Annotated in this window: 37 protein-coding genes; 11 read left to right on the forward strand and 26 right to left on the reverse strand. The window is 33.4% G+C overall.

Features of this window, described 5'->3' with window-relative positions; all coding sequences use genetic code 11:
* The first annotated feature begins 11 nt into the window (after positions 1 to 11).
* The gene (locus SC79_RS20805) at positions 12 to 290 is read left to right on the forward strand and encodes a hypothetical protein (protein WP_082022836.1); all 279 of its coding nucleotides are present in this window, start codon (positions 12 to 14) and stop codon (positions 288 to 290) included.
* Here SC79_RS20805 and SC79_RS18395 read toward each other — a convergent pair.
* From SC79_RS18395 to SC79_RS21455, 3 genes are all read right to left on the reverse strand, one after another.
* Complete coding sequence (locus SC79_RS18395; RefSeq protein ID WP_039076317.1) at positions 254 to 988, reverse strand: DUF2786 domain-containing protein; 735 nt, start codon at positions 986 to 988, stop codon at positions 254 to 256. The two genes, SC79_RS20805 and SC79_RS18395, sit on opposite strands and share 37 nt — an antisense overlap.
* A 144-nt stretch (positions 989 to 1,132) precedes the next feature.
* The gene (locus tag SC79_RS18400; protein WP_039076318.1) at positions 1,133 to 1,363 is read right to left on the reverse strand and encodes a hypothetical protein; all 231 of its coding nucleotides are present in this window, start codon (positions 1,361 to 1,363) and stop codon (positions 1,133 to 1,135) included.
* 7 nt (positions 1,364 to 1,370) lie between these two features.
* Positions 1,371 to 1,922: a hypothetical protein gene (locus SC79_RS21455; RefSeq protein WP_231559215.1), complete on the reverse strand. Its 552-nt coding sequence runs from the start codon at positions 1,920 to 1,922 to the stop codon at positions 1,371 to 1,373.
* A gap of 101 nt (positions 1,923 to 2,023) precedes the next feature.
* Here SC79_RS21455 and SC79_RS21570 point away from each other — a divergent pair, with 101 nt between their 5' ends.
* The 7 genes from SC79_RS21570 (at position 2,024) to SC79_RS18430 (ending at position 5,815) form a co-directional block, all read left to right on the forward strand.
* Complete coding sequence (locus SC79_RS21570; protein ID WP_269423621.1) at positions 2,024 to 2,149, forward strand: hypothetical protein; 126 nt, start codon at positions 2,024 to 2,026, stop codon at positions 2,147 to 2,149.
* Positions 2,150 to 2,672: 523 nt separating this feature from the next.
* Positions 2,673 to 3,209, forward strand: coding sequence for a RipA family octameric membrane protein (locus SC79_RS18410; RefSeq protein ID WP_039076319.1), 537 nt, complete (start codon positions 2,673 to 2,675; stop codon positions 3,207 to 3,209).
* Between the two features lie 137 nt (positions 3,210 to 3,346).
* On the forward strand, positions 3,347 to 4,189 hold the full coding sequence (locus SC79_RS18415) for a phospholipase D-like domain-containing protein (protein WP_039076320.1): 843 nt from the start codon (positions 3,347 to 3,349) through the stop codon (positions 4,187 to 4,189).
* A 200-nt stretch (positions 4,190 to 4,389) separates the two neighbouring features.
* Positions 4,390 to 4,476, forward strand: coding sequence for a putative holin-like toxin (locus tag SC79_RS21705; RefSeq protein WP_124048666.1), 87 nt, complete (start codon positions 4,390 to 4,392; stop codon positions 4,474 to 4,476).
* 223 nt (positions 4,477 to 4,699) lie between these two features.
* Positions 4,700 to 5,002 carry a hypothetical protein gene (locus SC79_RS18420; RefSeq protein ID WP_039076321.1) on the forward strand — a complete coding sequence of 101 codons (303 nt, stop codon included), beginning with the start codon at positions 4,700 to 4,702 and terminating at the stop codon, positions 5,000 to 5,002.
* Entirely contained in the window at positions 4,989 to 5,369 is a 381-nt protein-coding gene (locus SC79_RS18425; RefSeq protein ID WP_039076322.1) for a homing endonuclease associated repeat-containing protein, read from the forward strand. The genes SC79_RS18420 and SC79_RS18425 overlap by 14 nt, the downstream gene beginning before the upstream one ends.
* A gap of 176 nt (positions 5,370 to 5,545) precedes the next feature.
* The gene (locus tag SC79_RS18430) at positions 5,546 to 5,815 is read left to right on the forward strand and encodes a hypothetical protein (protein ID WP_039076323.1); all 270 of its coding nucleotides are present in this window, start codon (positions 5,546 to 5,548) and stop codon (positions 5,813 to 5,815) included.
* A gap of 332 nt (positions 5,816 to 6,147) precedes the next feature.
* Here the strand turns inward: SC79_RS18430 and SC79_RS18435 are convergent, their stop codons facing one another.
* The 19 genes from SC79_RS18435 to mobQ form a co-directional block, all read right to left on the reverse strand.
* Positions 6,148 to 6,498, reverse strand: coding sequence for a hypothetical protein (locus SC79_RS18435; protein ID WP_039076324.1), 351 nt, complete (start codon positions 6,496 to 6,498; stop codon positions 6,148 to 6,150).
* 103 nt (positions 6,499 to 6,601) lie between these two features.
* Positions 6,602 to 7,852, reverse strand: coding sequence for a Y-family DNA polymerase (locus SC79_RS18440; RefSeq protein WP_039076325.1), 1,251 nt, complete (start codon positions 7,850 to 7,852; stop codon positions 6,602 to 6,604).
* Complete coding sequence (locus SC79_RS18445; protein WP_039076326.1) at positions 7,845 to 8,177, reverse strand: YolD-like family protein; 333 nt, start codon at positions 8,175 to 8,177, stop codon at positions 7,845 to 7,847. Before SC79_RS18445 ends, SC79_RS18440 begins: the two co-directional genes overlap by 8 nt.
* Before the next feature lie 136 nt (positions 8,178 to 8,313).
* Positions 8,314 to 8,511 (reverse strand): hypothetical protein, encoded by a 198-nt coding sequence (locus tag SC79_RS18450; RefSeq protein ID WP_039076327.1) that lies wholly within the window; start codon positions 8,509 to 8,511, stop codon positions 8,314 to 8,316.
* A 530-nt stretch (positions 8,512 to 9,041) separates the two neighbouring features.
* Positions 9,042 to 9,599, reverse strand: a complete 558-nt coding sequence (locus SC79_RS18465; RefSeq protein ID WP_231559217.1) for a site-specific integrase — start codon at positions 9,597 to 9,599, stop codon at positions 9,042 to 9,044.
* A 261-nt stretch (positions 9,600 to 9,860) separates the two neighbouring features.
* The gene (locus tag SC79_RS18470) at positions 9,861 to 10,352 is read right to left on the reverse strand and encodes a hypothetical protein (RefSeq protein ID WP_039076331.1); all 492 of its coding nucleotides are present in this window, start codon (positions 10,350 to 10,352) and stop codon (positions 9,861 to 9,863) included.
* A 49-nt stretch (positions 10,353 to 10,401) separates the two neighbouring features.
* Positions 10,402 to 10,551 carry a hypothetical protein gene (locus SC79_RS21095; protein WP_156122684.1) on the reverse strand — a complete coding sequence of 50 codons (150 nt, stop codon included), beginning with the start codon at positions 10,549 to 10,551 and terminating at the stop codon, positions 10,402 to 10,404.
* A gap of 24 nt (positions 10,552 to 10,575) precedes the next feature.
* Positions 10,576 to 10,785, reverse strand: coding sequence for a hypothetical protein (locus tag SC79_RS18475; RefSeq protein WP_039076332.1), 210 nt, complete (start codon positions 10,783 to 10,785; stop codon positions 10,576 to 10,578).
* Between the two features lie 47 nt (positions 10,786 to 10,832).
* The gene (locus SC79_RS18480; RefSeq protein WP_039076333.1) at positions 10,833 to 11,657 is read right to left on the reverse strand and encodes a DUF3895 domain-containing protein; all 825 of its coding nucleotides are present in this window, start codon (positions 11,655 to 11,657) and stop codon (positions 10,833 to 10,835) included.
* A gap of 392 nt (positions 11,658 to 12,049) precedes the next feature.
* Positions 12,050 to 12,523: a hypothetical protein gene (locus tag SC79_RS18485; RefSeq protein ID WP_039076334.1), complete on the reverse strand. Its 474-nt coding sequence runs from the start codon at positions 12,521 to 12,523 to the stop codon at positions 12,050 to 12,052.
* 35 nt (positions 12,524 to 12,558) lie between these two features.
* A complete protein-coding gene (locus SC79_RS18490) occupies positions 12,559 to 12,783 on the reverse strand; it encodes a hypothetical protein (RefSeq protein WP_039076335.1) in 225 nt (74 codons plus the stop codon).
* 165 nt (positions 12,784 to 12,948) lie between these two features.
* Complete coding sequence (locus tag SC79_RS18495; RefSeq protein ID WP_039076336.1) at positions 12,949 to 14,055, reverse strand: DUF262 domain-containing protein; 1,107 nt, start codon at positions 14,053 to 14,055, stop codon at positions 12,949 to 12,951.
* Between the two features lie 50 nt (positions 14,056 to 14,105).
* A complete protein-coding gene (locus SC79_RS21575; RefSeq protein WP_082022840.1) occupies positions 14,106 to 14,261 on the reverse strand; it encodes an aspartyl-phosphate phosphatase Spo0E family protein in 156 nt (51 codons plus the stop codon).
* Between the two features lie 313 nt (positions 14,262 to 14,574).
* Entirely contained in the window at positions 14,575 to 15,138 is a 564-nt protein-coding gene (locus SC79_RS18500; protein WP_039076337.1) for a hypothetical protein, read from the reverse strand.
* Complete coding sequence (locus tag SC79_RS18505; RefSeq protein ID WP_156122685.1) at positions 15,135 to 15,557, reverse strand: hypothetical protein; 423 nt, start codon at positions 15,555 to 15,557, stop codon at positions 15,135 to 15,137. Before SC79_RS18505 ends, SC79_RS18500 begins: the two co-directional genes overlap by 4 nt.
* A gap of 277 nt (positions 15,558 to 15,834) precedes the next feature.
* Positions 15,835 to 16,551 carry a ribbon-helix-helix domain-containing protein gene (locus SC79_RS18510; RefSeq protein WP_039076339.1) on the reverse strand — a complete coding sequence of 239 codons (717 nt, stop codon included), beginning with the start codon at positions 16,549 to 16,551 and terminating at the stop codon, positions 15,835 to 15,837.
* Between the two features lie 168 nt (positions 16,552 to 16,719).
* Positions 16,720 to 16,893, reverse strand: coding sequence for a hypothetical protein (locus SC79_RS21100; RefSeq protein WP_156122686.1), 174 nt, complete (start codon positions 16,891 to 16,893; stop codon positions 16,720 to 16,722).
* 14 nt (positions 16,894 to 16,907) lie between these two features.
* Positions 16,908 to 18,389, reverse strand: coding sequence for an ArdC-like ssDNA-binding domain-containing protein (locus SC79_RS18515; RefSeq protein WP_156122687.1), 1,482 nt, complete (start codon positions 18,387 to 18,389; stop codon positions 16,908 to 16,910).
* 25 nt (positions 18,390 to 18,414) lie between these two features.
* Entirely contained in the window at positions 18,415 to 20,511 is a 2,097-nt protein-coding gene (gene mobQ / locus SC79_RS20260; protein WP_052245638.1) for a MobQ family relaxase, read from the reverse strand.
* A gap of 261 nt (positions 20,512 to 20,772) precedes the next feature.
* On the opposite strand from mobQ, the gene SC79_RS18525 reads away from it, so the two are divergent.
* Positions 20,773 to 21,009 carry a hypothetical protein gene (locus SC79_RS18525; RefSeq protein ID WP_039076341.1) on the forward strand — a complete coding sequence of 79 codons (237 nt, stop codon included), beginning with the start codon at positions 20,773 to 20,775 and terminating at the stop codon, positions 21,007 to 21,009.
* The gene (locus SC79_RS18530; RefSeq protein WP_039076342.1) at positions 20,987 to 21,247 is read left to right on the forward strand and encodes a hypothetical protein; all 261 of its coding nucleotides are present in this window, start codon (positions 20,987 to 20,989) and stop codon (positions 21,245 to 21,247) included. The genes SC79_RS18525 and SC79_RS18530 overlap by 23 nt, the downstream gene beginning before the upstream one ends.
* Before the next feature lie 22 nt (positions 21,248 to 21,269).
* On the opposite strand, the gene SC79_RS18535 is transcribed toward SC79_RS18530, so the two are convergent.
* Genes SC79_RS18535 through SC79_RS18545 form a run of 4 tightly spaced genes read right to left on the reverse strand, consistent with a single transcriptional unit; the run spans position 21,270 to position 23,650 of the window.
* Positions 21,270 to 21,923: a Fic/DOC family protein gene (locus SC79_RS18535; RefSeq protein ID WP_039076343.1), complete on the reverse strand. Its 654-nt coding sequence runs from the start codon at positions 21,921 to 21,923 to the stop codon at positions 21,270 to 21,272.
* Positions 21,916 to 22,074, reverse strand: a complete 159-nt coding sequence (locus tag SC79_RS21190; RefSeq protein ID WP_197057941.1) for an antitoxin VbhA family protein — start codon at positions 22,072 to 22,074, stop codon at positions 21,916 to 21,918. The genes SC79_RS18535 and SC79_RS21190 overlap by 8 nt, the downstream gene beginning before the upstream one ends.
* Before the next feature lie 3 nt (positions 22,075 to 22,077).
* Positions 22,078 to 22,443, reverse strand: coding sequence for a hypothetical protein (locus SC79_RS20265; protein WP_156122688.1), 366 nt, complete (start codon positions 22,441 to 22,443; stop codon positions 22,078 to 22,080).
* Positions 22,444 to 22,456: 13 nt separating this feature from the next.
* Positions 22,457 to 23,650, reverse strand: coding sequence for a ParM/StbA family protein (locus SC79_RS18545; RefSeq protein ID WP_039076344.1), 1,194 nt, complete (start codon positions 23,648 to 23,650; stop codon positions 22,457 to 22,459).
* A gap of 567 nt (positions 23,651 to 24,217) precedes the next feature.
* On the opposite strand from SC79_RS18545, the gene SC79_RS20270 reads away from it, so the two are divergent.
* The gene (locus tag SC79_RS20270) at positions 24,218 to 25,411 is read left to right on the forward strand and encodes a hypothetical protein (protein WP_052245640.1); all 1,194 of its coding nucleotides are present in this window, start codon (positions 24,218 to 24,220) and stop codon (positions 25,409 to 25,411) included.
* Positions 25,412 to 25,837: the final 426 nt, after the last annotated feature.

Genomic DNA, 25,837 nt, shown 5'->3' on the forward strand with positions numbered 1-25,837 from the left:
AGGTATGAGGTATGAGGTTTGAAGGGTTTGAAGAGTTTGAAGGGACTGAAAAGATGCAAATAGTAGCAATTAAAGAGGTATTGGGAAAAACAAAGAGAGCGAAGAGAAATAAGGCTTGTAAGGATTGGTTTAACAAGCCTTACAAGCCTTGGGGGTTAGTGGTTTTGAGCCGGTTCGATACCGGCTTTTCAATCAAAGGAAAACGTGTTTTCCTTCCATTCGTAAAGCAGCTTAAACAAAGCTGCTTTACTTATCAAAATATTTCGTCATCAATTGTTGATTTTGTATAATCAATGGAATTGCCGTCCTTATGACCTTCTTGATAGGCGATCATGTCAGAAATATTTGGTATATTTATTTTCCGTGGTTTTCCAAAGGTTTTTGACAATTCTTCATAAGCTTTCTCAACTTCATAAGGTTTAATGACCATCAAACCATGTTCAGACTTTAATTGGCTTAATTGCTCCTTGAATTTATCTTGCAAGCCATCTAAGAAACCTTTCATATAACTGTTTTTGATGGATCTGGTAAGATTGTTAAACCTATTAGTGATTTGATTCTTTTCATAATATTGATCAACATATCGTTCAGCATAAAGAAGAATAGCGTCATAAGCTAAAACAAACATTTCTTTAGCCAACTGAACATCATTTTCAAAACCGAAAAAAACAACACAAGATTTTCTTCTTTTTTCACCATTTAATACTCTATTATTATAATAATGTTGTACTCTGAAATTGCTTGCAATAATACCAGCTAATCGAGTTTCCCACCAGTATAACCTCTTGTAAGCTGTGGCCTGTCCATTTATGATATCTGCTTTTTCATTTTGGTTTTCAACCTCACTTACAGATATATCATGCTTAATCATAAGCTTTTGAGCTAATAAGAACGCACTTTGAGATTCTTCATCGTTTTTATTGTCATTGGCAATAGCCAGTAAACCTTTAACTTTCTTAATAATTGCTTCATTTCTGCTCTTAATCATAATTGCACCTCAATTTAAATTTTACTTTGGCAAAGGTGACCAACCTTTGCCATCATTGTGCTTGTGTTTTTGAATGCTACCGATTTAATTACAACGTAACGTAGTTTTCACATTGACTGTTACTTTTTTTAAAGTATTTTTAATTCAGTCGATAATCTCATAATCCCAACTTTTCAAAACACTCTTCTTGTATTCTTCAGAGATGTGATTAATATATTTTGGACATTGAGAAAGAAACACGAATAGTGTGTATTCTTGATTTTCATAAATATCAGAAGCACCTTCTGAAAGCTGAAGAGCTTCCAAAAAAGCCTCGTTTAATGTCATTTTTCTTTTTTCATCATCCATGACGTGTTTGACCCAAACTTTTTTCATTTCATGATCATCCTTTCAATAACTTCTGTTGCGTAAATACCCACTTACCTATGTTCTCTGCAACTTCTTCAAAATCTTTATCAAATGGGTAGTCATCACAAAGATTGCTGTGTGTTTCCGCATCAGTTTCAAGCCATATTCGCTTTATTTCTTTTGCACAATTTTCAAATTGTGATAAAGCATTTATTAGTTTATCGATATCGCCACTATTTTTGTAGGTAATGAGATTTCCGTTCGCTAATTGCTCTCTTTCACAAAAAGTACAAATATCATCATCATAATCGACCATGTTTATCTCTGTTTCGGGATAGTCACGGCCACAAAAAGCACACGTTGCTTGCTCATCATGATCAATTATTTCAACTTCAACATCACTTGGTTTTTGACTACAAGTTGCTACGCCCCCTAAGACTTCAATAACAATATCATTTTCATTTTTAGACTTTACCATTTCGTGTTCATTTTCATTATCCCAATCGACAATTAGAATACTAGCATTTGATTCATTTTCTTGGATATCTGCAACCCCACCACGAACTGAAATAATTATTCTTTTCATGTTCTTTTCTCCTTTTTTCTTTTGACTTCCGAGGGGATTAGTCCCCAAAGGGGATTATTTTTCCCTTTTGACATGGAGAACGAACAACCGAGGTTAGCAAAATGACAGGAGTGACGACCGAGGGGAGGAATCGCTTAAGCGACAGCTGCGGATTGGCCGGCATAGCCGGCAGCGAAACGGTTGATTTAAAGACTCAAAGCAAAGGCTTAATTGCTTTGAGTCTTTAAACCTTTACCGTTACGACTAAAGGAGTAGCTGCTCTTGTCGTTTTGCTCGCAGACTGCTCAGAATTACGGTAAAGAGCCGCAGGCGCAAACTTTGCCGTTATTCTGGGCTTAGTCTGCTCCGAGGTTGTACGCTTCGGAAGGCAAAAGGGAAAAGTAAAAGGGATACGCTGAAGCGTATCCCTACAATCTGCGGGAATGCGACCGGGCTTTAGGGAGCACTCCTGCTTGTTTTGATTTTGGTTTTCCGTTATCGCGGACTCGTTAAGAAAGGGAGAGGAACACTCAGGTGTTGCCCTCAGGCTTGCGAAGCAAGACTGAGGGCTTACAGCTGTGTGGTCACCTGCCTTTTAGAGCACGGCGAGATGCCGCAGAGAGTTGCCGGTTTGTACCGGCTTACGACTGCGAGCAGACCCGCAGGGGAACCCCAGGGAGTTTTTTCAACAAGTTTAAGTTGACAATCCCACAAATGTTGAAATAATAATTGAAATATAACTTAGTGGGTGCTTAGATGGGAGGATTATGGGTGAGTAATTCAAAAAATAATAATAATGACACAAAACAATTTGATGTAAGTTTACAGATTCGTAATTTTGAAATCGAGTTGTTTTGGAAGAGATCATTGTTTTTTTGGGGGTTTATAGCATCAGCATTTGTTGGTTTTTCTAGTTTATACGGAAAAAACTTTTACTTATCAATTATTATTGCTGATTTCGGATTTATTTGTTCATTATGTTGGACATTAGTTAATCGTGGTTCGAAATTTTGGCAAGAGAATTGGGAAAGCAAGGTTGAAAACAAAGAAATCAACAAACACTCTGAGTTGTTTACAAAAATTGAACCAATACAGAAAAAGTTTATCCTGCTGCAAGCAAGAAAATATTCAGTGAGTAAGTTGGCTATTGGATTAAGTGATTATGTTGTAATTCTTTGGGCAGGAATTATTATCTCTGCTATTTTTAAAGATTTTTTAAATGCAAAAACAATTACTTGTGGTTTTTCAATCTTTACATTGTTATATGCAATTTACATGATGATATTTGGAAGAATCACAAGTAAATAAGTTGTCACAGGTTTTGTGTCTTGAGCCGGTTCTATACCGGCTTTTTCAATCAAAGGAATACGTGTTTTCCTTCCACTTTTTATACGAAAAAAATTTTTGTATAGCTGTATTTAACTGATATGAATGGGGGAAGTACCTTGAATTTAACGGAATATACACTGGATAAGTTAAAAAATTTCATAGCATGTGGTAATGGGGAAGAATCGTTTTACTTTAGTGGTCCTCAGCTAGTAAAATTATTCGAATCTGTTGGATTTGAAGATATGTATGAAATGGGTAAGGGGTTTGTTGGTAATGATCTAAGAAAGAGTAATATGAGTAGAAAAGAGTATGTTATTAATCGATTAAAAAGAATAAATAATTCTAAAAAACTAAAAGAATTTATAGAAGTATTTTTTAATGCAGTGTTAATTGATGTAGATCGAAATACAATTGAAGATAAAGAAGAAAAAGTATTTATTGCTAATCTGAATAAAATTATTAAATCAAATGGTTATAGCATAGAAAAGATAGAAGATAGATATTGTGTGATGGGTAACGAAACTTACGATGAACCAGTCGAACTTGAAACCCATTTTGAAGATATTCAAAATCAAATTATTGAGGAAATAAAAAGAGCTAAATATACCATTTGGGTTGCTGTAGCATGGTTTACCGATCAAAAACTATTTGAGGAATTGGTTCAAAAAAAGAAAGAGGGTTTAAATGTTCAAGTTATAGTCATTGATGATGATATTAATAGAAAATCTGGTCTTCGTTTTGAAGATCATTTTGAGACATATCGATTACCCAAACAAGGAATGTATAAAAACATTATGCATAATAAATTTTGCGTAATTGATCTCAATACAGTAATAAGTGGCTCTTATAATTGGACAAAAAAAGCTCAATATAATGATGAATCTATAGATATAAAACATAGTCGTGAAGCTACTGAACCATATGCAACAAAATTTATAAAGTTAAAAAAATCGATTTAACTTTTTTATAAAGAAGTTAGTCGAGTACATTAAATAAGAGCATGTTTTGAACAATCTTTTTTCAAAACATGCTAGATAGAAGCACTTCAGAAGTTTAAATGCGTTTACCAATGTTTTCATGTATAATGAAAGCTGTACAATTGATCGGCTAGCTCAAAGGTGGTCTACTGGCTAAATCCCTCTGAAGGGGGGTGATGCCAATGTCAACTTTCCAAGCAATCACATTAATGCTCGGATTCGGGATGTTCATACTATCTCTGTTGACATATCTAGAGAAAAAGAAATAGACCACCCTTTGAGCCTGAGAAACTTCTAGGGATGGTCTATTTACCAAATCAGATAGCCAATAGGCTCCAATGAGAGCCAGGCAATTGTACAATGACAAGGTGTTGGTAGCACCTTGTTCTTTTTTATTTTATGCAATAAATAGGGTTAGTATTCGTCATTAATTATATCATAAGATAAATAAGAAAACCATATAGCAGCGACGTGGAGAGGAGATTATAAAACATGAGTGCATCTAAAGAGCTTTATGCTTCTATGGGATGGAGCCAGCCATTGGCAAAAGAAGATCCAATTTTTGAAGTTGGCCAAAGATTTACAATAAATTATGGTTGCCAAAAAAACCTTTTTGGGGTTTGGGAAATTGTTGATATCAATGATTCTCCTCATTACCTATGCGTCAAAGTTTTGAAAGGTGGCAAACTTTCAAAAGGGAAAAATCTCAACTGCAAAAGACTTTTTTATGTCTCAAGTATTAAACAAGCATTGGCAGCTGATTGTGATTTTGGTGAGAATAATGGAACGCAATAAGTACGGGAAACGCTACTCAGATGATGAGCTTTTCCAGATATTAAGAGACAAAGAAAAAGAATTCGGAAGGCCACCATATAAACGTGAAGTCTCACAACGTGGAGCGATTTGCTATAGATTCGGTAGTTGGAAAAATGCACTTAAAAAAGCAGGCATAGACTTATCAAGAAAACCTGAAAAAACGATCTATTCAGATGAAGAATTAATAAGAATTCTCATCAATAGTGCAAAAAAACATGGTCGACCTCCTAAATTTTACGAAGTACAACAAGCTACTACAATGGCATTTAGATTTGGCAGTTGGAATAAAGCATTAGCAGCTGCCGGATTAAAAGCTTATTACAGGAACCAAAAAAACAGTACATAAAAGATGTACTGTTTTTTCCTTACATGTGAAATAACATTTTAAATGTGTATTTTTTTGGAAAACTTTTTTCTTTCGACAAAATTTTACAATTTTTTCACCCTTGGATTGGTAGGATGATGTTGTCTACTAGGTTGATATCCATTAGTAGACCAACAATATTATAAGGGGGATTACTAATGTTTAAAAGCAAAATGAGGAAAGCAGTGGGTGCAGTTGCGCTTGTCGGAGCATTGTTAGCATCTGGAGCACAAGCAGCTGATGCAGCAACTAAGCCAGGGAATTTAACTCCAATTCGAAACAAACAATTTGATGATAAGGTTGAAGAATACAGATGGCTTGGTAATGACACTGTAAGAATTTTCTTTAGAGACAGTGATGGAAAGTATTATTGGGATGATTTTACTTGTGTAGCAGTAGACAATGGAGTTTGTTATGTATATGAATAATAGCAGATTAGCTACTTGATCATATTGAATTTGATAAAAAGAGTGGGAAGGCCAGTGGAAAAGCTCAATTCTAGAAATGCAACTTGATGACAGCTAAAACAAAATCAAAAAAGATATGGTCTTAATTTATATTCCGTCTCACTATACAAGTATACTAAAGATAATGAGACGGAATTTTCATTAAAATTTTAACTTCCCATAATAAAGATTATGTAAACTAATATTTTAAAAAGCCTATTTTATAAGGGTTTTAATGTTTCGTAGTGACAGAATTATGACTCCACTTCCATTCTTACTTCATACCAAAAAGAACCTGCGAGAACAGGTGCTTTTTAGTTTATCAAGCTCTTATAATCTGTCTCATGCAGATTTTTAGCTAGTAAAAACATACGATCATATTCTGAACGAATTTTTTCAGGGTCAAATTTTGCATCAATGCTAAGAGATACATCATCTTCATTTGGGCTTAACGTCATTCTGACTAGTTCTACACGTCTTTTATGCCATGTTAAGCCTACTACGCCTCTTTTTCCGACTTCAAAAATTCTAAAGTTATCGCTTATTCCATAGACTTCAGATATCTTATTAAAATATAATTCCCTATGTTTCTCAGGTATTTCATTCAATTTGCACACCTTCTCTTTGACTCTAAATTGTTCTTGCATTGCTTCTATATGCCCCATTATAAACAGGAATCTCCTCGATTAAATTCTACCGGAATATAGAAATATATTCAAGATTATGAAATTTTACAATTGCTTTGTTCCTGTAAGGTCAGTTCTTGGTTTATGATTTATGTCCACCAGTCAGCCCAGCTCTTTGAAGTGCGGTTCCAGCTGGCGTATAGGAAACTGCTCTAAGAAGCGCTTTCGATCCATATTTGCTTCTAATTCCGTCCATAACGAACCCAAGCTTTCTTCTCTTTTCATTATCCGCCTCAAATAAACTCAGCTGCTGATTAACGTCATCTTCAATATTTGATAACGTAACAGAAACACTTCGCACCGTTTTACCCGAATAAAACTTATTAAAGAGCAATAGGCAACATTTATAAATGTCCATTGTGATATTTGTGGGAAAGTCAATCGTTTTTGATCGGTGAAATCCACCACCCAGATCATCTTTACTGTAGCCAATTCCCAGGCTGATTGTTCGACCAACTTTATTATGTGTACGTGCCCTTCTTGCAACTTCCTCACAAATCTCCAGAAGTACAGCCTTAATCTCTTCTCTCCTTGTATAATCCCTCAATAAAATCTGACTCTTACCAAAACTAATCTGACCTTGCATTAATGGAGCACCTATTTCTGATAAATCAATTCCGTGAGCATGATAATACAACTGGTTCCCCATTATTCCAAATTTCTTTTCAAGCAGCTCTAAAGGAAATTTGGCTAACTGACCTACAGTCGATATTCCCATCCGATTTAGGTTTCTTTCCATCCTCCCTCCTATCCCCCACATCTTAGACAACGGGTGAACCTTCCAGAGTTTATTTGGTACATCTTCATATCTCCAACGTGCAATACCACTTTTTGTTTTCTTACTCTCCAGGTCAAGTGCAAGCTTACTGAGCAACATATTGTCTCCAATACCTACTGTGCACATGAGACCAAATTCTCTCCACATGCTGCTTTGGATTGCTTTGGCCATTTCTTCAGGATCTTCTTTTCCTGCATCTAAAAAAGATTCATCAATTGAATACGTGTGGACACATTTTTCAGGAACAAATCTGTAAAACAGTTTTGTAATCTCAGTCGAAACTCTGATGAAAAGCTTCATTTGCGGATTTACAATGTGTATTCTTAGATCTTCAGGTATCTCGAACAATCTCGATCCTGTTTTGATTCCAAAATCTTTTTTAAGTGCAGGAGATGCGGCTAACACTACACTTCCCTGTCTCTCTGTATTTCCTACAACAGCAAGATAACATGTTAAAGGGTTAAGCCCCATTGTTACAGCCGATACAGAAGCATAAAAGGATTTCATATCGACACAAAGTATATTCTTACGTGGAAATTGTGAGTAATCAATCATTGTATGTAACTCCTATGATGTTATTCATGTTGATATAAACTGTATTGTCGTTCTGGTCTTTTACGTGTAGCTTTTGTTGTTCAAAATTAATGTAATGGACTCTGCCGGCAACATTTTCAACGAACCCATTGTTAAAGAGTTTGAATTTCAACTCTTTATTAAATTCAAGTGCCTCAGAGACGAGAAGATTCATCTCTTCGATTTGTTGATCATCTAAGGATGGTTTTTCAATTTTTGACACATCAATTAAATCTTGTTTAAGCTGTGTTAAATGTTCCGGAAGCATCATTGATGTCCATTTGATTGTTCCTCGATCTCTAAGCATATCGACTCACTCCTTTATTGATCTAATATTAACAGAACAAATGTTCTTTATTCAATACAAATACGAACGAAAGTTCCCTGTAAATGTTGGAAATAAAATAACCCCCTTAAATAAGGAGGCTGATCAAAAGGATGCCTTAAAGAACTTTGTCTATGTCTGTAAGATTTCTTCTTTGATCCAATTCAGATTTTACATTCCTTTCATATATTTTAATTTCTAATTCCCTCTTAAAATCCATGTATTTACGATAAAGTAAGATCACCAGCATTAACATTCCCCACAGACTGAAAAAGGTTAAAAGTTTTACATACTTATTTATGACTAACTCATCCATATTGAAATCTCCCTTTTCAAAAAATTCATTGAATAAATAATTTAGAAAAGCCCATCTGCTGAAAAATCCCCACGATTGATATGAAAAACCCAAGCATGAAGAGGAAACCACATAATACTGGAATTGATATCAGATGGTTTGATCCATATTGTATTCTGAGGGGAACCCCCAATAACAAACCAATCCCAATCAATATCAAAACAATGGCGAAGCCTATAAATAACATTCAATCACCCTTTCTTTTTATTTGCTCGTAGATTGAACATCCCTAATGAAACTAGCCACTATAAAGAGTTGTAATTCTGAATGATGCTCAGTGTCATCCAAATACCTATAAAGATAAGTATTAAGATGATAACGCTAGTCACCATTAATTTTTGCATCTTTTTAGATGGATCTGGCCCCAGCACTGAAAAAATAATCCGTTGAATAACTATTAGACTTATGCCTAAAACAAATAAAATCAAAATTGGAAACATAATAGCAAGCAAAAAATCATCCCCTTATTCCGAGTTTCTTCTATTATATAGTTACAGATTCATACCTCTGTAAACATCATCAAGAGCCTCTTGTGTAATCCCCAGGTACTTTTTCGTCATAGCAATACTTGAATGATTTAAAGCTTCCATTATTAAAGCTAGGGAATACCCTCTTTTATACGCCCAATATCCCCAAGTCTTTCTCATACTATGTGTGGAAACAGGCTCTTTAATTCCAACAAAATCCGCAGCAGAAGATAATATATTTGCAGCTTGTTGTCTGGTGATTGGTTTATTTCCGATTCTGCTAAAAAACAAATATGACTCAAGTTTAGGATTATATTCTTCCATATAATCAATGATTGCTTTTTCAAGATTTTCAGTTATAGGAAATCTTTTATACTTCCCTGTCTTTTCTTCATGAAGATAAATGAAATCTTTACACATTTTTCCGTCCCAAATATCTTTGACTTTCAATTTAAGAATGTCACTAATTCTTAAAGCTGAACTTATCCCTACCATGAACATTAAGTAATCCCTTTTGCTTTTTGATCTCAAATACATTTTTAGTAAATCAAGTTGTTTTTTGTTTCTTATAGGGCTAACCATATTCACACCAATCACCTACTTACCAATTTTACATAACTTAATATATTATATGTTATGTAAAATTCAAGAGCAACGAAAAGTCTTCTTTTTTTATAAACCTTGATATGAAGGGATTTATGACTTTACTTAATGTCATTGTGTAAAATTCAAAAAGAGCATAAAAAAATTCAGTTTTTCAGCAAAACAAAACTTGTTTTAATATTCTTAAAAATGTTGTGATAGGCCGATCAAACATCTTTATTCCACCTTTCCATAAATAATTCAGTTGAGTTGCTGCACCTGTTCCATTGAGCTATCCTCAACAGCATTTTTAAATGCTACTCTTTGCTGTTCCATCAGCTGTTTTTCGAATTCAACAATTTTCTTAGCATGTTTAACATCAATGTTAAATAAATCGTTTTTTTCATCACGATATGGTTTTATTGTGTTTTCGACTTCCTTTTTAATAGTCAAAATAATATTCGTTACTTCATCACGAAGATCATTGATCTCTTTTATATGAAGATCATCATAATCACCATTGATCAAAGTTAAAAGTTGATCAAATATTATTTTCAATGGATCGTCATAACGCATAAGCAACACATACACCTCAAAAAATGATTGTGGAAAATTCCTCACTAACAAGTCATTTTTATTATGAAAACGGGATGAATTTATATTGAGCACATCTAGTAGTCTGTTAAATTCACCCACCAAATTTTTTAAATCTAGAGAATCGTTTGATTTTGAATGGCCTTCTACTGTATCCAATGTACTCTTCAAATTATCATGTATTTTTAAATACTCACTTATTAGTCTTTTATTTGTTTTGAATTTTTTTAGAAAGCCTTCTCTTTTCAACAAAAATTCTATTTAAAATTTCCATCGGGTCACGGCCAGTTTCTTCAGCATACCCTAAAAAACATAGAATGGGAATCATCCCGATAATAACTATAAACATCAAAAGCATAAGCTGGTCTCCCTTCTGTCAAAATCAATCAATAACCTTAAAATAACCCCAAAATGCAATGACCAAAAATACAAAGACTGAAAAGCCAAAAGTAATATAAAACCAAATTTTGAGTCCATTGCTGTATAGCCATTCTATTAATAGAACATCCCCAAATGCGATGCTAATAATCAACATAACAACAGAAGCCATTACTACTGCTTTTAAAAAATCAGAACGTAAGCGTTCATTCATAATAATCCCTCCCTAATTCTTTAAGTTACAGGTGAAATTAAGTTTCTTTAATTACCTTTGATCTCTTCAAGAAAAACACAAACATTTGGAAATATTTTCGGTTTCCCTGTAGAGTAACGATTCGAAGGAGCTATTTTGTCTTCAATTAACATTTCGCAAATAACTCTTGAACTTTTAACTCCTCTGTTGTATAAATCTCTTATCGTTTCTTTTTGAGTATCAGTTAGAGAGAAAACTGTTGAAATCTTTTTTGGCTCATCATAATTAAATAAGTCGATATTTTCAGGAGTAAACGTTTTAGCTGCCTTGTTATCCGAAAGAATCGTTTGATTAACTTCCTTCATTAAAGAATTAACCTGTTTAGCTGATAGGGCTAAACCCATATCTAATTGCCGGTTTATGTTGTCGGTACTGAACTTGTAATCATTAGGGATATAATGAATTACATTTTCTATTGACCATTTCACTCTTGTTCTTTCTGAAATTTCCGACACCTCTTTATCTATTAAATCAAACTCTTTTTTTATTTTTTTGACAACATGTTTTTTTAAGGAAATATGTTCTTCAAAATGATTAATCCCCAGCCTTTTGATCTGACCACTCTTGTTGTTTCTTACTATATATTGATACCTAAGTGCCCTTCCACACTCACATGGTGTGTTCTTATCAACAAAACCATTATCGATGTAGTCGATTAAGACCCACTCGTCTATCAATAATTGCAGATCCTCACTTGAAGCACCCTCGAATCCTGCGTATCCAGTACTTGCTTCTGTCTGAATTTTATTGAAAGCTTCGAGCTTTTTTGTTTTAACATAATCTATTAGGAACTGTTTCTGTTCTTCATTAAGAAATGAAATCTCCTTATCCAAGTCTTCTCACCCTCTCAACTTTTTAACTGTCTATAACCATAAATTTTTGTTAATTCTTTTGAAGCAAAATGAACATTGAAACCATGGTGCATCTACATCACTTTTAAGGCAATCGGCACATTAAACGAATTAGACAAATAACAAATCGGACATTTCGAACTTATTGTTTTAAACATTAATAATTACTCCTTATCAAGTCGATTGAAAATTACTTTGTAATAGCAAATAAATCAATACCTAACATATGGACACATGCTGCAACTATAAATAGGGCTAACACGATATTTATTACTAACCCTACTGATTTTAAAAAATTCCCGAACATATTAAAACCTCTTTCTTACCATCTGGTTGAAATAAAGTAGTTTATAAAATTGTTGTTTTATTCAGAGTTAGTCTTTGTCTATTATACGTTTAGTTGTTCCTGCAAAAAAAGGTATTCTATCGCCGTCTATGACATTTTCAACGTCATGAAAACTGAAATATTTTTCTTTTGTTTTGTCATCCAAAACACACCAAAATCCATCTTCCTCAACCTCTGTTAGAGTTCCATGATAATATAGTTCATCTTTCAAATCTTTTATATGAAGATATCTGACAACAACTGTCACATAATCACCTTTAGCAAATGGAAAATACCCTTCACCATGACTGTACTTTACTTTTATAAACTGTTTCCCTCTTTCCTTGTCCCCTTCCACTTCCTTATCCTTCAATAATTGAGCTGTTTCAAGTATTTCTCTAAAATGTGACAATGCATGAACATAACCCTCATAATGCTGTGGGGAATATAGGCTTTTGATGTCGTCCTTTGCAGCCACCATTTCTTTGAATCCCTTAATAATGATTCTGTCTGTGTGATTCATTCCGTTCCCTCCTTTATTGGAAAACTTAAATATTGTTACTTAATAGGGAGCATATAACTTACACACACGTCAATATCGCTTTCTGTTGAGTACACCTTGACTTTATCAGGATCAGGTTCGATCTTCTCGATAAGTCGTTTCGCACTCTCGTTCCCATTTTCATTATTAGCAGCTACAATCCAAGACCAATAATTCCATTCCTTAATACACGATTTTATTTTTTCGGGTATTTCATGACCAATAGTGTAAACTCTGATCAAGACTACCCCCCCTTTCATAAACAAAAGCCAACACTGCAAATATATTAAACATAAGTTCATTCATATCCTCATATTCCTCCAGTCTTTAAAATAAAGAGTTGCATTGGCAGCAGCCCCTACAACTCCCTACCACTTCATTTTATAATTCATAGGGTATTTAACGGATCATGAAATTAGCTTATGTACTTTCGCATACTCCTCAAAGTGTCTAACCATTTCCTTCATTCGACCTTCAGCTTTATCTCGGTCTGTTGTTCCTTTCCCTGTAAAGTCTTTATAATTAGTTGGAATAATGGTGATTGTGTTTTCAGTACCATCTTTTTTCTTACTTGGTTTAAATGCTTCTTTAAATGCCAATACCCAATCACGAAAGTCCTCCGGTTCAATTTCAAGTTCTTTTGCACGAAGAGCAGTAACGAGTGTCATCGGGAAATGAACCTTTTTAAGCAACAGTTTTTCCTTACTACTAAAAACATCTACCAGGTAATCCATTGCGTCTTTTACTTTCTCACACAACAATAATTTTCTTTCTGTATCTTCTTTAAATGTTTCAGTGTATTCCGAGATAACTTTTTGGGAAACATTTTTATAGTGAAATGAATCATCCATCATCATCATTGTTTGAATAACAGCTGTTAAATGACCTTCACTTACAATTTGAGTTTTAGAAAAAGCACTCAATTCTGTCACCAACACATGATTACCTAATTCTTGAATACGTGTTGCCCATTCTACTCCCATATGGGCTTTGGCCTTTTGCTGGATAGTTAATGGTGACCCGTTGTTCATTCGGAAAAACAAATCTTCAATTTCTTCATCAGATGCCGTGTTTGCATCAATCGTGTAACAAAGCAAGCCACCTGAAAGGATTGCATCCTGAACTTCCTCATCTAATTCATCAAAAAACTTTCCTTCCATTTCATACTCCATTCCATCAATTTTCACATCAGGAGTAGCAGGATCTAATTTATATTCGTTTTTGATGAATTCGTAAAGATTGGTCAATCTCTGTTTCCCATCTAAGACACTCCGCACAGTAACCAATTCTTCAACAGTTTTATCTTTCTTCACAACTTCAATCGTTTCTTTATCCCCCAGAAAATAAAGAGGTGGAATAGGATAGCTTTGGGCAAGAGAATGTATTAGATAAGATTTTTGCAGTGACTTCCATTGTCCTCCGGCTCTTTGGATAGGGTAATCAGATCGAACTGTTCCTCTATCAATCATGCTCACAAATTGTTTTACACCAAATCTGTTATTTTGAATGTCCATAATATATCTCCTTCCGAATCACTTTTGTTATAACTGATTTCCATTTTACATCATTTGTAAGACTTAATCATTGAAGCATTTATCAATTTATCTAAGTCCATACTCAATTTTAGTGTATCGTAACTCAATAAACCTTTTTCCATTCCCGTTTGAATCATTTCTATACGCTTCTGTTCAATTTCACAACAGAGAACATTTTGTTTCAATGGAACTCACGCCTTTCGATATCTTAATATCGACAAAATAGTCTTACCATTTAAAGAATCTCCTGCAAATTATTTCAAACATTACATTTTTCTGCTCTATGCGAGCATCGCCAGTTTTTAATTCCCCCCTCTCTCTATATATAATTATAGCATAGTTATATATAAAAAGCATCGTATAAATTTAAAAAAATTCCTTTTTACACAGGTATTTTTCAAGGCAAATAAAATAACTTGCATAAAAAAAGCGACCAGATGACCACACTGATCGCAGCAGTTTTTCAGGGTAACCGTTCCCTTAAAAATGTTTCCTAAATTATTGTAACGCAGCAATTAATCTTTCAATCATCTTTTCCCCATAACCTCTCATAAATGCTTGTACAAAGTCGTTTAAAAGAATTTCCAAAATTTCTTCAATAGTTAAATCGGCATCAGATCCGCAAACATCATAAATGAATATTTCACCCCTTAGAACATGGTCTCTCTCCATCAATATTTTGTATATGGCCTCTTCTTCCCCACCACCCAGCACAAAATTTTCCCCATTATGCACTGACAAGGAAACACCATTATCCCTTCGAACAATTATTTTTCGATATATTTCATTTAGAGACGCTAGATCGCCTGAACGTTTAACTCTGGCCATGAAATCCATATAGAGCACGTTAATTAAGTCAGACAATTTAAAGTCATCTTCTGCCTGTTCTGCTATGTCTTCACATAGTGATTTAGCTTTAAGTAATATATACGGCTCAAAACGAAGCTTCAATAGAATATTCGATGCAAAAACTCTTGAAACAAAGCTTGTACATTTTGAGAGGAACGTATCACCACTTTTCATTAAATCCAACTCTTCATTAAGAACATGAAAATAACTCATAAGCCATGCTGCTCTCTGTAAATCATATTCACAAGAATCCTATATGCCGTTTTCCTTTGAGACGTATAACCAAATTCAAGCTGGAAATCAAATAAATTACTGTACTCATATTTTGTTAATTTTGCATGTACATTCTTAAACTCTGAATTGTAAGGTACTGTCGGAACCGGAAATAAATTATAAGACCTCTTCATCCCAACTCGAATTAAATATGCTGCATATTGCGTGGGTGACATTGCAGCACGAAAAGCTTGCTTACGAAGCCTTTTCATTAACTCTTCACCTAGTGGTATTTTAATATCATGTTTTTTGTCTACTCGTTGGTTTCTTTTAACTTTCGGTTCATTTTGTTTTTCTTTCCGGACACGCACTGTAGCATTTTTATCAAACATCGGATTTAAGCTGCCATCAAAACTCACTCTCTCATCTCCCCTTTCAGTCAATGATATTTCTTCCCTTATCTCAGGGTCATTTGGTTAGAAAGTTATATAGTCATCTTATTCAGGGAGGAGGAGGGTTAGAACTCAAAGGATCTGGCAATACTGGAGACTAATAGAAAGTTAAAGGAGAGGTATCTGTATGAAAAAACAAACCGTATCAAAAAAACACGCCGCAGCTTTAGTCAAACTATCCAAAAAAAATAAAATTATTAAAGAAGCAAAATAAAAAGAGCATCTATTTCACATGATGCTCTTTTTATTTTGAATTGTAGAAGTCACGTACAATTTCCCGAACTCGTTCTTTCCCCAAAATCTGATCATACTTCACCAAACTATTTCTAAAGCCTTTTTCATTCTTAGAAATTTCATTGTTAAATAATTGTCTTACAACATCACGCATTATTTCAGAATTCGAAGTGTTTTTTCTTTTTGCAATATCGGTCAGTTTGGAATGGGCCAAAACATCAAGGTCAATTTTAATTTCTTCTGCATTTTTGATCTTAAAGTTCTCCCCAACAAAACGTTCAGGATCATAATCAGTTTTTAAAAAATATTCGATTTTCGAACTTCTATCCCAAGGCTTCATAATTTGATCTAATTTTTCGCGTGTTCCTTCGAAAAAATAATACGAAGAATGTACAATCTGGTCACTTGTTTTATAACGTTCTTGATCATCAGATTCTAACACTGTTAACAATTGATTCAAAACATCACGAACGACTAATGATCGATTACAACCTTTCCCATGCTCCTTCACGATCTGATCAATCTTCTCAAGACATTCCTCATCCAAAGAGATAAGCTTCACCTTAAATTCTTGGATCTTTGTTTCATCCTTAAAACCTTTAGATGGACTGTACTCATTTATTATGTAATTCCGCAAAATCTTGCTTAATTTATTTCGGGCAACTTTATTTTTCACTGCATCATAAACTTCAGCATCTAAATTAATAGACACTACTTGTATTGACATTAAGGCATCCCACTCCTGTTTATTATAAATAAAAGACCTCTTGGCGAAAGAGGTCATTGTAATGTTTAATAAACAAGCAGGAGCTTATTTATTTACTTTATTATACCTTTAAAACAAGTGATAAATCAAGATCACACGATGCCTTTTTTATATAATATGTAAACACACCTACTTTTTGAATAGCTCTACAAATTGATTCCCTTCTTTTTCACCATAAGCAAAAACCTCTGACGATCCTGCAAATGCTTTTTCACAAGTCAAATTCTGTAGGTTTTCCCATTCCCCTTTTTTGAAAATCGGCAGGCCATTGGCTTCTATTTCAAACAATTTATATGTTCTCATGATTATCCCCTATTCTATAATGTTAATTCTTCACCTTTATCTGAAATTCTTGGACTACGATCTTGGCCATCAGGAATTCCATCACCATCAGTATCAGGATTTAAAGGATCAGTGCCGAGTATCATTTCTTGGTAATCAGTCAAACCATCATTATCTCTATCTCTCGTTTTAAGATCGTTGATAATTTTTTGTTGGCTGCTTAACCCTTCATTTTGAACGATATCTTTAAATAAGACCTCCATCACTCTTTTATCAGGACAAACAGGTGTCAAGGCTTTAACATTTGTAAGACTGGCAGCACCGATAAAATAAACACTGCTTTTCCCATCATCTAATGTTCTTTGATACATATGAACTTGTCCTTTTAACTGATCTAACTGCTGACAGTCATTCAGATTGATATGTCCTTTTAAAGATTCAAACTTTTTCAACGCTTCCTCTTTTTTATTGCCGAAATATTCTCCCAGGGATTTAATTAATTCTAAATTATTTAACGCGCCTGCCTTAATATCACCTTTAATCAAACTGTAGTTGTTACCAAACTGTATTAAAGTTATTGGGACTTCATTTTCAAGAAGAGACATTTTATTCTCTCGCAAGACAACAGGCACATCAAAATTTATTCTATTCTCTAAAACAACATCCTCAACTTTCCTAATCATAGATGCGCTTTCCTTCTGAATATCTGTTTGCAGCTCTATAAGTACCTTTTCATCCATCCCAGAAGTCCATCCTTTTAGATATGGAAATGTATAAGCCCCTGTATCCAAACCAAAAGATTTTGAAGTGAGGTAGGCTACACTCTCAGCCTGAAATTCCTTTGTCTTAATATCAGCATCTTTATATTTACCAAACATATTATGAAAAATTGAATGAGCATACTCATGAATCATTGTTCTAAATTGATTAGTAATATCTCTTCCATTGGTTTTCACAACAATTTTATGTTCTAGTGGAGAATAGTATCCATTACCATTCTTTTTATAATTATCATCTAAATGAATCGGAAGTTCTTTTCTTAAGGCATCAAGTAATGGATGAAAAACCTTTTCTGCAAATTGATTTTCCGGCACGTTATTCGGCACTATAGGATTTAAAGGTAAAGGAACACCTTTAGTATCCTTAACATCAAATACGTTGACTAACCGGTATCCTTTCACAACAACTTTTTCAACTTCTTCTTTGGTTTTCTCATCTATTTCTTTTTCTTTTTTGGTTATTGGAGCAAAGATTTTTATTCCTTTGGCTCCTTTAATTAATTGCCTACCTTGTTTATTCCAGGCGACCATACCTGCTACTAGATCAGCATCTGGCCGTTGCGAAAATATCATCATTTGATTCCTAAATGATCTTAAAGGGAATTGACTAGCATAATCCAAAAATCTTTTGTATTCTTCAGGATCTGCACTAATTCGCTTAACTCCCTCAACTAATAAATTGTAGTGTTCAGTCATTTCTTTTTCTTTTTGTTCTTTAGTTTTTCGTACATAAGCCAATCTAAACATCCCCATCCATTAAAAATTATAGACTATGGCCTCCACTGCGATGAATGTTTTTCTTTTTAGATTTTCTTCGTAAGTCTTCTTCAAACTGTTTCTTAGAATCATAACTCCTATCTCTGGTCAATTCACTTAAGATTTGATCAAGAGTTCCAAGTAAAACAGATGAAGATTTTTCAAGATTTGATTCTTCGGAGTGCATAAGCAAACCATATTTTTCGTTCGAATCAATTCTTTGATTTATAGACCAATTTATATTTCGCACAAAATCAGTTTTATTCATTTCATCATTTGCAAATTGTTCTGGATTAATTTGTTTTAACAACTGCACATCTTCTTTAGATAACTTATCAATATTTCTTAAACACTCATCTTTAAAGAAAAGTAAATACCTTGGATTTGATAATTTAAAATAAGGAAATTTCTCTTTCATTTCATTATGTTTCAGATATTTACTATGGCTCTTTGTAAGAATATGAATAATTTTCGATTGTTCTTTAACATCGTATCTTCGCAGATCAGAAATAACATTTCGATCAATAGGTTGTTTATAATATTCATAACCAACAATTAAGAATTCTTTTTCTTCTAATGTTAATCTATTTGGAGCATTAGGATATAGTTTCTTTAACTCCATATCATAAAGTTCATGCATCATTTCTTTTGTTTCCATGAGTTTATCTAATGCATTAACAGCATCTTTCAAGTGCTTAAAGTCTTTCGGATTCTTCAACGCTGCCTCTTTTAGTACAGATGGATTAGTATGATCAGAAATACCGATTTTCTTTTCAATCAATGTTTTAAAATTAGAGATTTTATCAATTTGATTATCTACATTCATTACAAACGCATATCGGTTATGCAAGACCATATTAACCTGTCTAACAAGATCGTCTTGGGCTACATCTTCTTCAATTTCTAAAATCTCATCTTCATTGAGTATCCTTTTAAGGTTAATTGTTTTATCAACTATTTCTAGTTTCTCAGCCTCAGAGAAACTGTCAATATCCCATGTTGGATAATAAGATTTCAAGAAACGTTCACTCTCAACATTTAAAATGGAAAGCGCCTCTTTTAGTAAATCACTCTCTTTATTGATTCTTTCCATTTTTGCTATTTTATCTTGACTATCTTTACTAAAGACTAATGACTTATTCCACTTATCCAATTGATTTTGACGATTAATAATCGAATCATAACCAACAAACATTTTCAGTTCTTTTGCAATTGAAGATAGCTTTTTCTTTTCAGATGGTGAGAATTTTCTTGAAAACTTTTGTTGATACAAAAATTGTTCTTTTTTCTGTTTGTACTTATTTAATTCTGATACAATACCGTTATATTTTTTTACTTCTTTGTTATATTCTATACGCTCAGATTTAGCACCTTTTTCAACCATTTTTCGTGCAACATAACCTTCATGAATAGTCGGAAGTTTTTCTAAACCTCTTTCTTTATTTGAAAGATGTGTAATCTTTTGATCAATATTATTTTGAGTTAAATACTTATTTGCTTTATCAGCCCATAACTTTCTCCAACTATTGAAAGTCTCTTTTTTGTTCCAATCAGTTGTATCAACTTTATCAAAATCTTTTTGTCCATTTTTCTTCAAAATGTGATTTCCAAATTCGTCAAACTTGTATTCTCTTCTTGACTTCATTCCCCAAGATCCATCTTGCTTAAATGGTCTAACAGTCAACATTACATGGAAATGAGGATTGTTTTCATCATCCCTGTGAATTGCAATATCAGCAACCATTCCTTTATTAACAAATGCTTCCTGACAATATTCAATTGCTAAATTTTCTTGTTCCTCATGAGAAAGTTCTCTTGGAAGAGCTACATTAAATTCTCTTGCAAATTGTGCATTGTAATTTTTCTCAATCTTATTAACTTCATTCCAGAGCTTTTCACGATCATAAACCCAATCAGGAGCATGATTTGGAGCAAGGATATGAGTCACTGGCTTTACTTCTCGATCATAATAAAATTTATCTCCAGTAGATTCATCAAGGAGCATTTCTCCTGAACGATAAGCAGCACATGCTAGAGGACTTTTAGATTTTCCTTCTTTAGTAACTTTACCAAGCATTTGTCCACTAAAATGATAAATAGCCATGATCTCACTCCTTTCTTCAAACATGAGCAAAGCGAATTTTCCAAACACGCCTGACGGAAACCAAGATGGAACGAAGTTCTATCTGGTTTTAGCACGACACTCGTTAGAGTGTATAAGTGCGCCATTGTTCCCTTTGGTCACTGGTTATAGTATACCACTTGCTATCTCTATCGACAATAAAAAACGTCCTATCCCGTATATTTGTAGTTGCACCATCGTCCAACCTTTGGTAACATATATACAAAAACAAGGGAGATACTTATGCCTAAAAACAAAGTTGAAAGTATTGAAGAACAGATTAAGAGGTTAAAAGAGAAGAAAAAAGCTGAGATTGAGAAGTTGGAAAAGGCAACAGGAAAAATGTTTTTAGATGCATTTAACCTAAACAAAGAACCAATCGAACATATTGAACTGTTTATAGAAGAATTAAAAAGTAAACATTCTACTGAAGAACAATTAAAAGAAGAGAAAGAACATGTCGGATTCACCAATAACTAAAATTGAGCAAAAAATAAAAAAGCTTGAGCAAGAGCTTAAAGCACGAGACAAATTTAAAAGGGATGAAGAGAGAAGACAAAGAACAAGAAGACTCATTGAAATTGGTGCTAAGACTCAAAAATATTTCGAATTAGAACATAACAGCATTGAAGAAATTGAAGAAATTCTATTTCAGTTTTCTGAATACGTTAAACACAATAAATTAGAAAAACATAAAAAAGATCAAGGAGAAAGTTAGTGAAATTCCTCCTTGATCTTTTTTATAATTCGAGATCATCATTTTTCCTGCTCATTCTTTTGTAGTCTTTAATAAGTGACTGATCTGGTTCTTCATTTGTTATTATTTCTTTAAAAATGGGTACGAAAGCTTTTTCATCTAACACTGATCTAATTGAAGCATTCAACATATCTTTTTTATCAATTAAATCCCACTCCATATTAAATCCATTCTTCATGGACAGCATTCTAAAAAACTCTCTTTGCGCTCGCCCATTACCTTCACGAAATGGATGTATTATATTTATTTCAGCCATATAGTACGAAGCTCGTTCACAGAATTCTTCAAAGGATAATTTTGATAAGTGTTTTTCTGATTTCATTTCAGAAAAGACAGAATCAGCATATGCCTCAATATAATTCGGCTGCGCAAAATGTGTATTGCCTTTACTAATACCTTCTGATCTAATTTCACCAGCAAAAGGATATACTTTTTCAAAAAGAAAACGATGAATTTTTTTCAGATGAGCAAAATTGAAATCACCCATAATTGGCTTTCTCGTTAATTCTAGTAATTTATTCGCTACAATTTGGCGCTCGAATTTTTCCAACGTTTGTTCATCCATGATGTCAAATTTATTTTTTAGAACATTTGTTGAAGGATAAAAATACGTTGATCTACTTTGATATCTACTCATGAGCTAATCTCAACGCTTCTCTTTCAAATTGTTCTTGTGTTATCTCACCTTTAAACCTCATCTCTAAGAGCTTTTCTTCAGCTTCTGAAAGCTTCAAACCTTCAAAATTAAGCGTTGCTCTTACATACTTCATTGCCTTATCAAATTCCATTTATTAATCCTCCTTCCAAAACTGGTTTTTAGGATCTAGGTCATCAAAAATTTCATCTATAGGATCTTTTTCAACCTCATCACTTGATGGCTCATCGACAACTGAAGCGTTGTCGATGATTTGATCACTTTCTTTTGATTCATCTAATTTTCCAGAGGTCTTTGATCCTGCAATACCCATTTTTAATTCATATAATTCTTGTTGTGTTTCAAAATCACGAATGTCTTTATAACCAATCATATCGATCATATGCAAAACAAGGTTGGTCAGAGACTGTTCAATATTAGATTGTGCATTACACCACTTATTTAGTTTGTCCTGATCCTTCATTTTCGATATTCTCCAACTTACAACTGCTCTCGTTTTCAAAATCATCTATCTCCTATCTCTTTTTATTAAAAAACACTTTTCGATTTAGAATATCAAGACCACGAACATTGAGATTAACCGCCTTTTCTTCTGGTATCCAAAGCAATTTAGTTTTTATTTGATCAGTGAATTCTTTTAAATCATCAAATAAATATTGTCTGAACTGAATGCTACCTCCACCATAAACAACAACAATGTCCACGTTGTTACCTGCTTTATTACTCACTTTCTCAATTGTATCTTCCAGAATAAAGTTTGCCTGGGAACCTTTCGCAATATCCAAAGCATTTACGGCTTCATTATGTAGATTATGTGTTTCATCTGCAACAATACTCATAAAGCTTTGGCGGTTAATTTTCATCAATCCATTTAATTCTTCATTTAGCAGCACTGTTGCTTCCTCTGTAGCATGACCTACACCCCTTTTCTCTCCACTACACGCATCAAGAATTGGGTTAACACCGTTTGTATAAATATATTCTGTTGTTCCGTCTCCAATATCCACATGGAATATCTTCATTGTCTTCAAATCTACCGGCTTCAAAGTTTCATGCTGAATTTTTTCATCTTTTTCATCTTTTTCATACATTTGATTAAATTTCTCTAAAATTGTTTCATCTTCTGAAAGAATAGAAAATATTGCAGGCACACCTTCCTGTGTGACTTTAACCTTTTTAAAAGTTAGATTTATCGTAACTCTCACTTCACCTAAATGCACAATAACTGTATGTGCTTTCGTCGCAAAACGTTTTTCTAAAATCTGAGCCTTTTCAAAACTGAACTCAGATGCTGGGATTGCTGATGACAGTTCACAAACAGCAGAATAAGATTCGGCTAATTCACCAGTTTCATTGAATTCATCTTTAATGATTTTTCTTGCAATCATAGAAAGAATCATAATAACAGGTAAGTCATGTTTGTGTTTGTTCCCTAGCTTTATATTCATATTTTGTACTTTATCCAGGTCGGTCGTAATTGCCTTTCGGCCGATCACATAAAGCCCATCAGCAGTCCCTTTAATCGCTGGACTCGTGATATGCACTGTTAAATTTTCATCTAAATTTGTTACATTCTTTTTTAAATCCGTTTCAGAAATTTGTGGTTTTTTCATCAAGCGCCTAATCACAGACGGTTGTGAAAACAACTCATCTTCTACGATCATTTTTGTTGTTGAATTACCAATATCAGCTGCAACTTTCATGTTCATTAACATTCACCTCAAAAAAAATTTTGTGTTTTACGGAAAGGTCACTATCATCACAATGTAATGACGTTATCATTATAATATAATGATAACATAATGATAACTACTAATCAACTCTTATTCTTGATATCTTAACCATTTTATAATGATGTTGTAATGATAATATAATGATGTTATCATTATTCTGTAATGACAATATCATTACAAAAAGGCTTGGCCACTATTCGACCAAACCTTGGTTCCCCGGCTCTCTATTGCAGTGGGGAGAAAATATTGGTATACTCGTACTAACAAAATAACTGAACGACAAAAAAAAGACCCTGCCATCTAAGTAGTGCCACCAACACTCTTAGACGGTTCCCCCTAAACAGCCTAGGGAAAACACTGACAGAAGTCTTTTTTGTCTTTTTTCCTATATATATATCTTACAAGATTAAAGGGAAAAAGTCAAAGAGAAATACTGTTAAAATGTCTATTTTGTGCTGCTTTTTTTCAGCTGCTAAAAGACGATGTTTTCCTTGCAAGATAAGGGACTCGTCTTTTTTTGTTGAGAAAAAGGAGCGACAGAAAATGACAGTATTACAAATTGCATCCGATCCCCAAAAGTTCGCTATCGATGGAGTTAGATTCTTTAAACAACATCTAGATAAAATCCGTCTCGACTCTATGGTGACAGACAATCCCATTACCACCTCTGAAATCTGTGTTTTTATGATTCTCCACTTATATACGGATGAAATGGGACAGATCAGATCCTTAACCACAGATCCGTCTGTTAGTGAGAGAAAACAACTATGCATTTCAAACCTTTCAACTGAACATGACTTAACATATGAGACTGTTAAAAAAGCATTCGATAGTTTACTAGAGAGAAATTACATAGCTGAAGTGTATACAACAAAGGGTACGCATTATGAAATCGTTGACTATGCTAAATATAATCAGCAAATAAACAACCCTTTAATCGATGAAAAATCAAGTTATTTTCGTATTCCTTTTGCATTATTCGAAGAAAAAATCTTTGGTTCGCTTATTAAACATCGTTTTCATAAAGGGCCTATTCTTTTACTTGAACTTTCTCAATACTTTACTGTGCAGCTAGGCACTAACCGTAGATATACGGATGATATTCAGAAGGTAAAAGGCGAAAGAACTATGTCTTTTTTGAAAAAAGCTCTAAATACGACTGCGAAACGTGTTAGAAGCTTTTTGTCCATTATTCGTAATGTATTTAAATTTGAACCGGTTGAGGAAAAAGTAAAGTCTCCTTCTCAGAATCGCAAAGAAAGAAAGAGAACTTTTGTCCAGGTCTGCATTGAAAAATTCACATTCAGCTTAAACGGAGTGTGTTTTAAACAAAATGACGGGAATAGTGAACGTAAAACGTTTGCAAGTGCAAGAAAAGAAATGGCTGCTCGTATTAATAATGCTAGAATACCTGTTAAATGGCGTGACCTTAAAGATATTGAAAGATCCATTAGTCGTATGGTGAACATGTCTACTCATCTTAAGGTAGTAGACAAAGGGCGAAAAATGTTGAATTACACAATTTCTAAAGTTGCAGACAAACTTGAAGCACTACATAATACTGGAGAATTAGAGTCAATTAAATCTATTGGTGCGTATGTAAATAAAAGTTTTACAAATGCCTTTAATGACTTCCAAAAGTCATTTCTCAACATTGAAGACCGTATTGACATAATTCATGAATATCAAAAAATGTATGGTGAGACTCCTCCATTCTTGATAAAACAGTCATATTAATTCGGATTAAAAAAATAAAATATCAGCTCTATAAGCCTTTTCAAAAATTTAAAACGTGAAAGGGCTTTTTGTCGTGCCCTCATATATTAATGTCACATTTTTTTTGCTTCAATTTGCACATTTTTCAATATTTCAGAACAAATTTCGACTTAAAAACTTATAATCATCCCTATTACTCTAGAATTCAAACTGTATTTCAAGATATCTATTTTATAAAAATTGTATTTAGATCTATGTGAATTACTGAAAACTGTATTTTTAAATATGTGTATAGTGAAATCAGTAAATTAGGTTATGTGGACATGTTGATACTGTAAATCAAAACATAACTAAAAACGCTGTACCCCTTGATATATATGGTTTACAGCGTTTATTTATTCTTTCCTTATAATTATTTGTTTTTTTATTTTTATTGTATTCTTTATT

The organism is Bacillus sp. MSP13 (assembly GCF_000815295.1).
Lineage (GTDB): Bacteria > Bacillota > Bacilli > Bacillales > Bacillaceae > Bacillus > Bacillus vallismortis.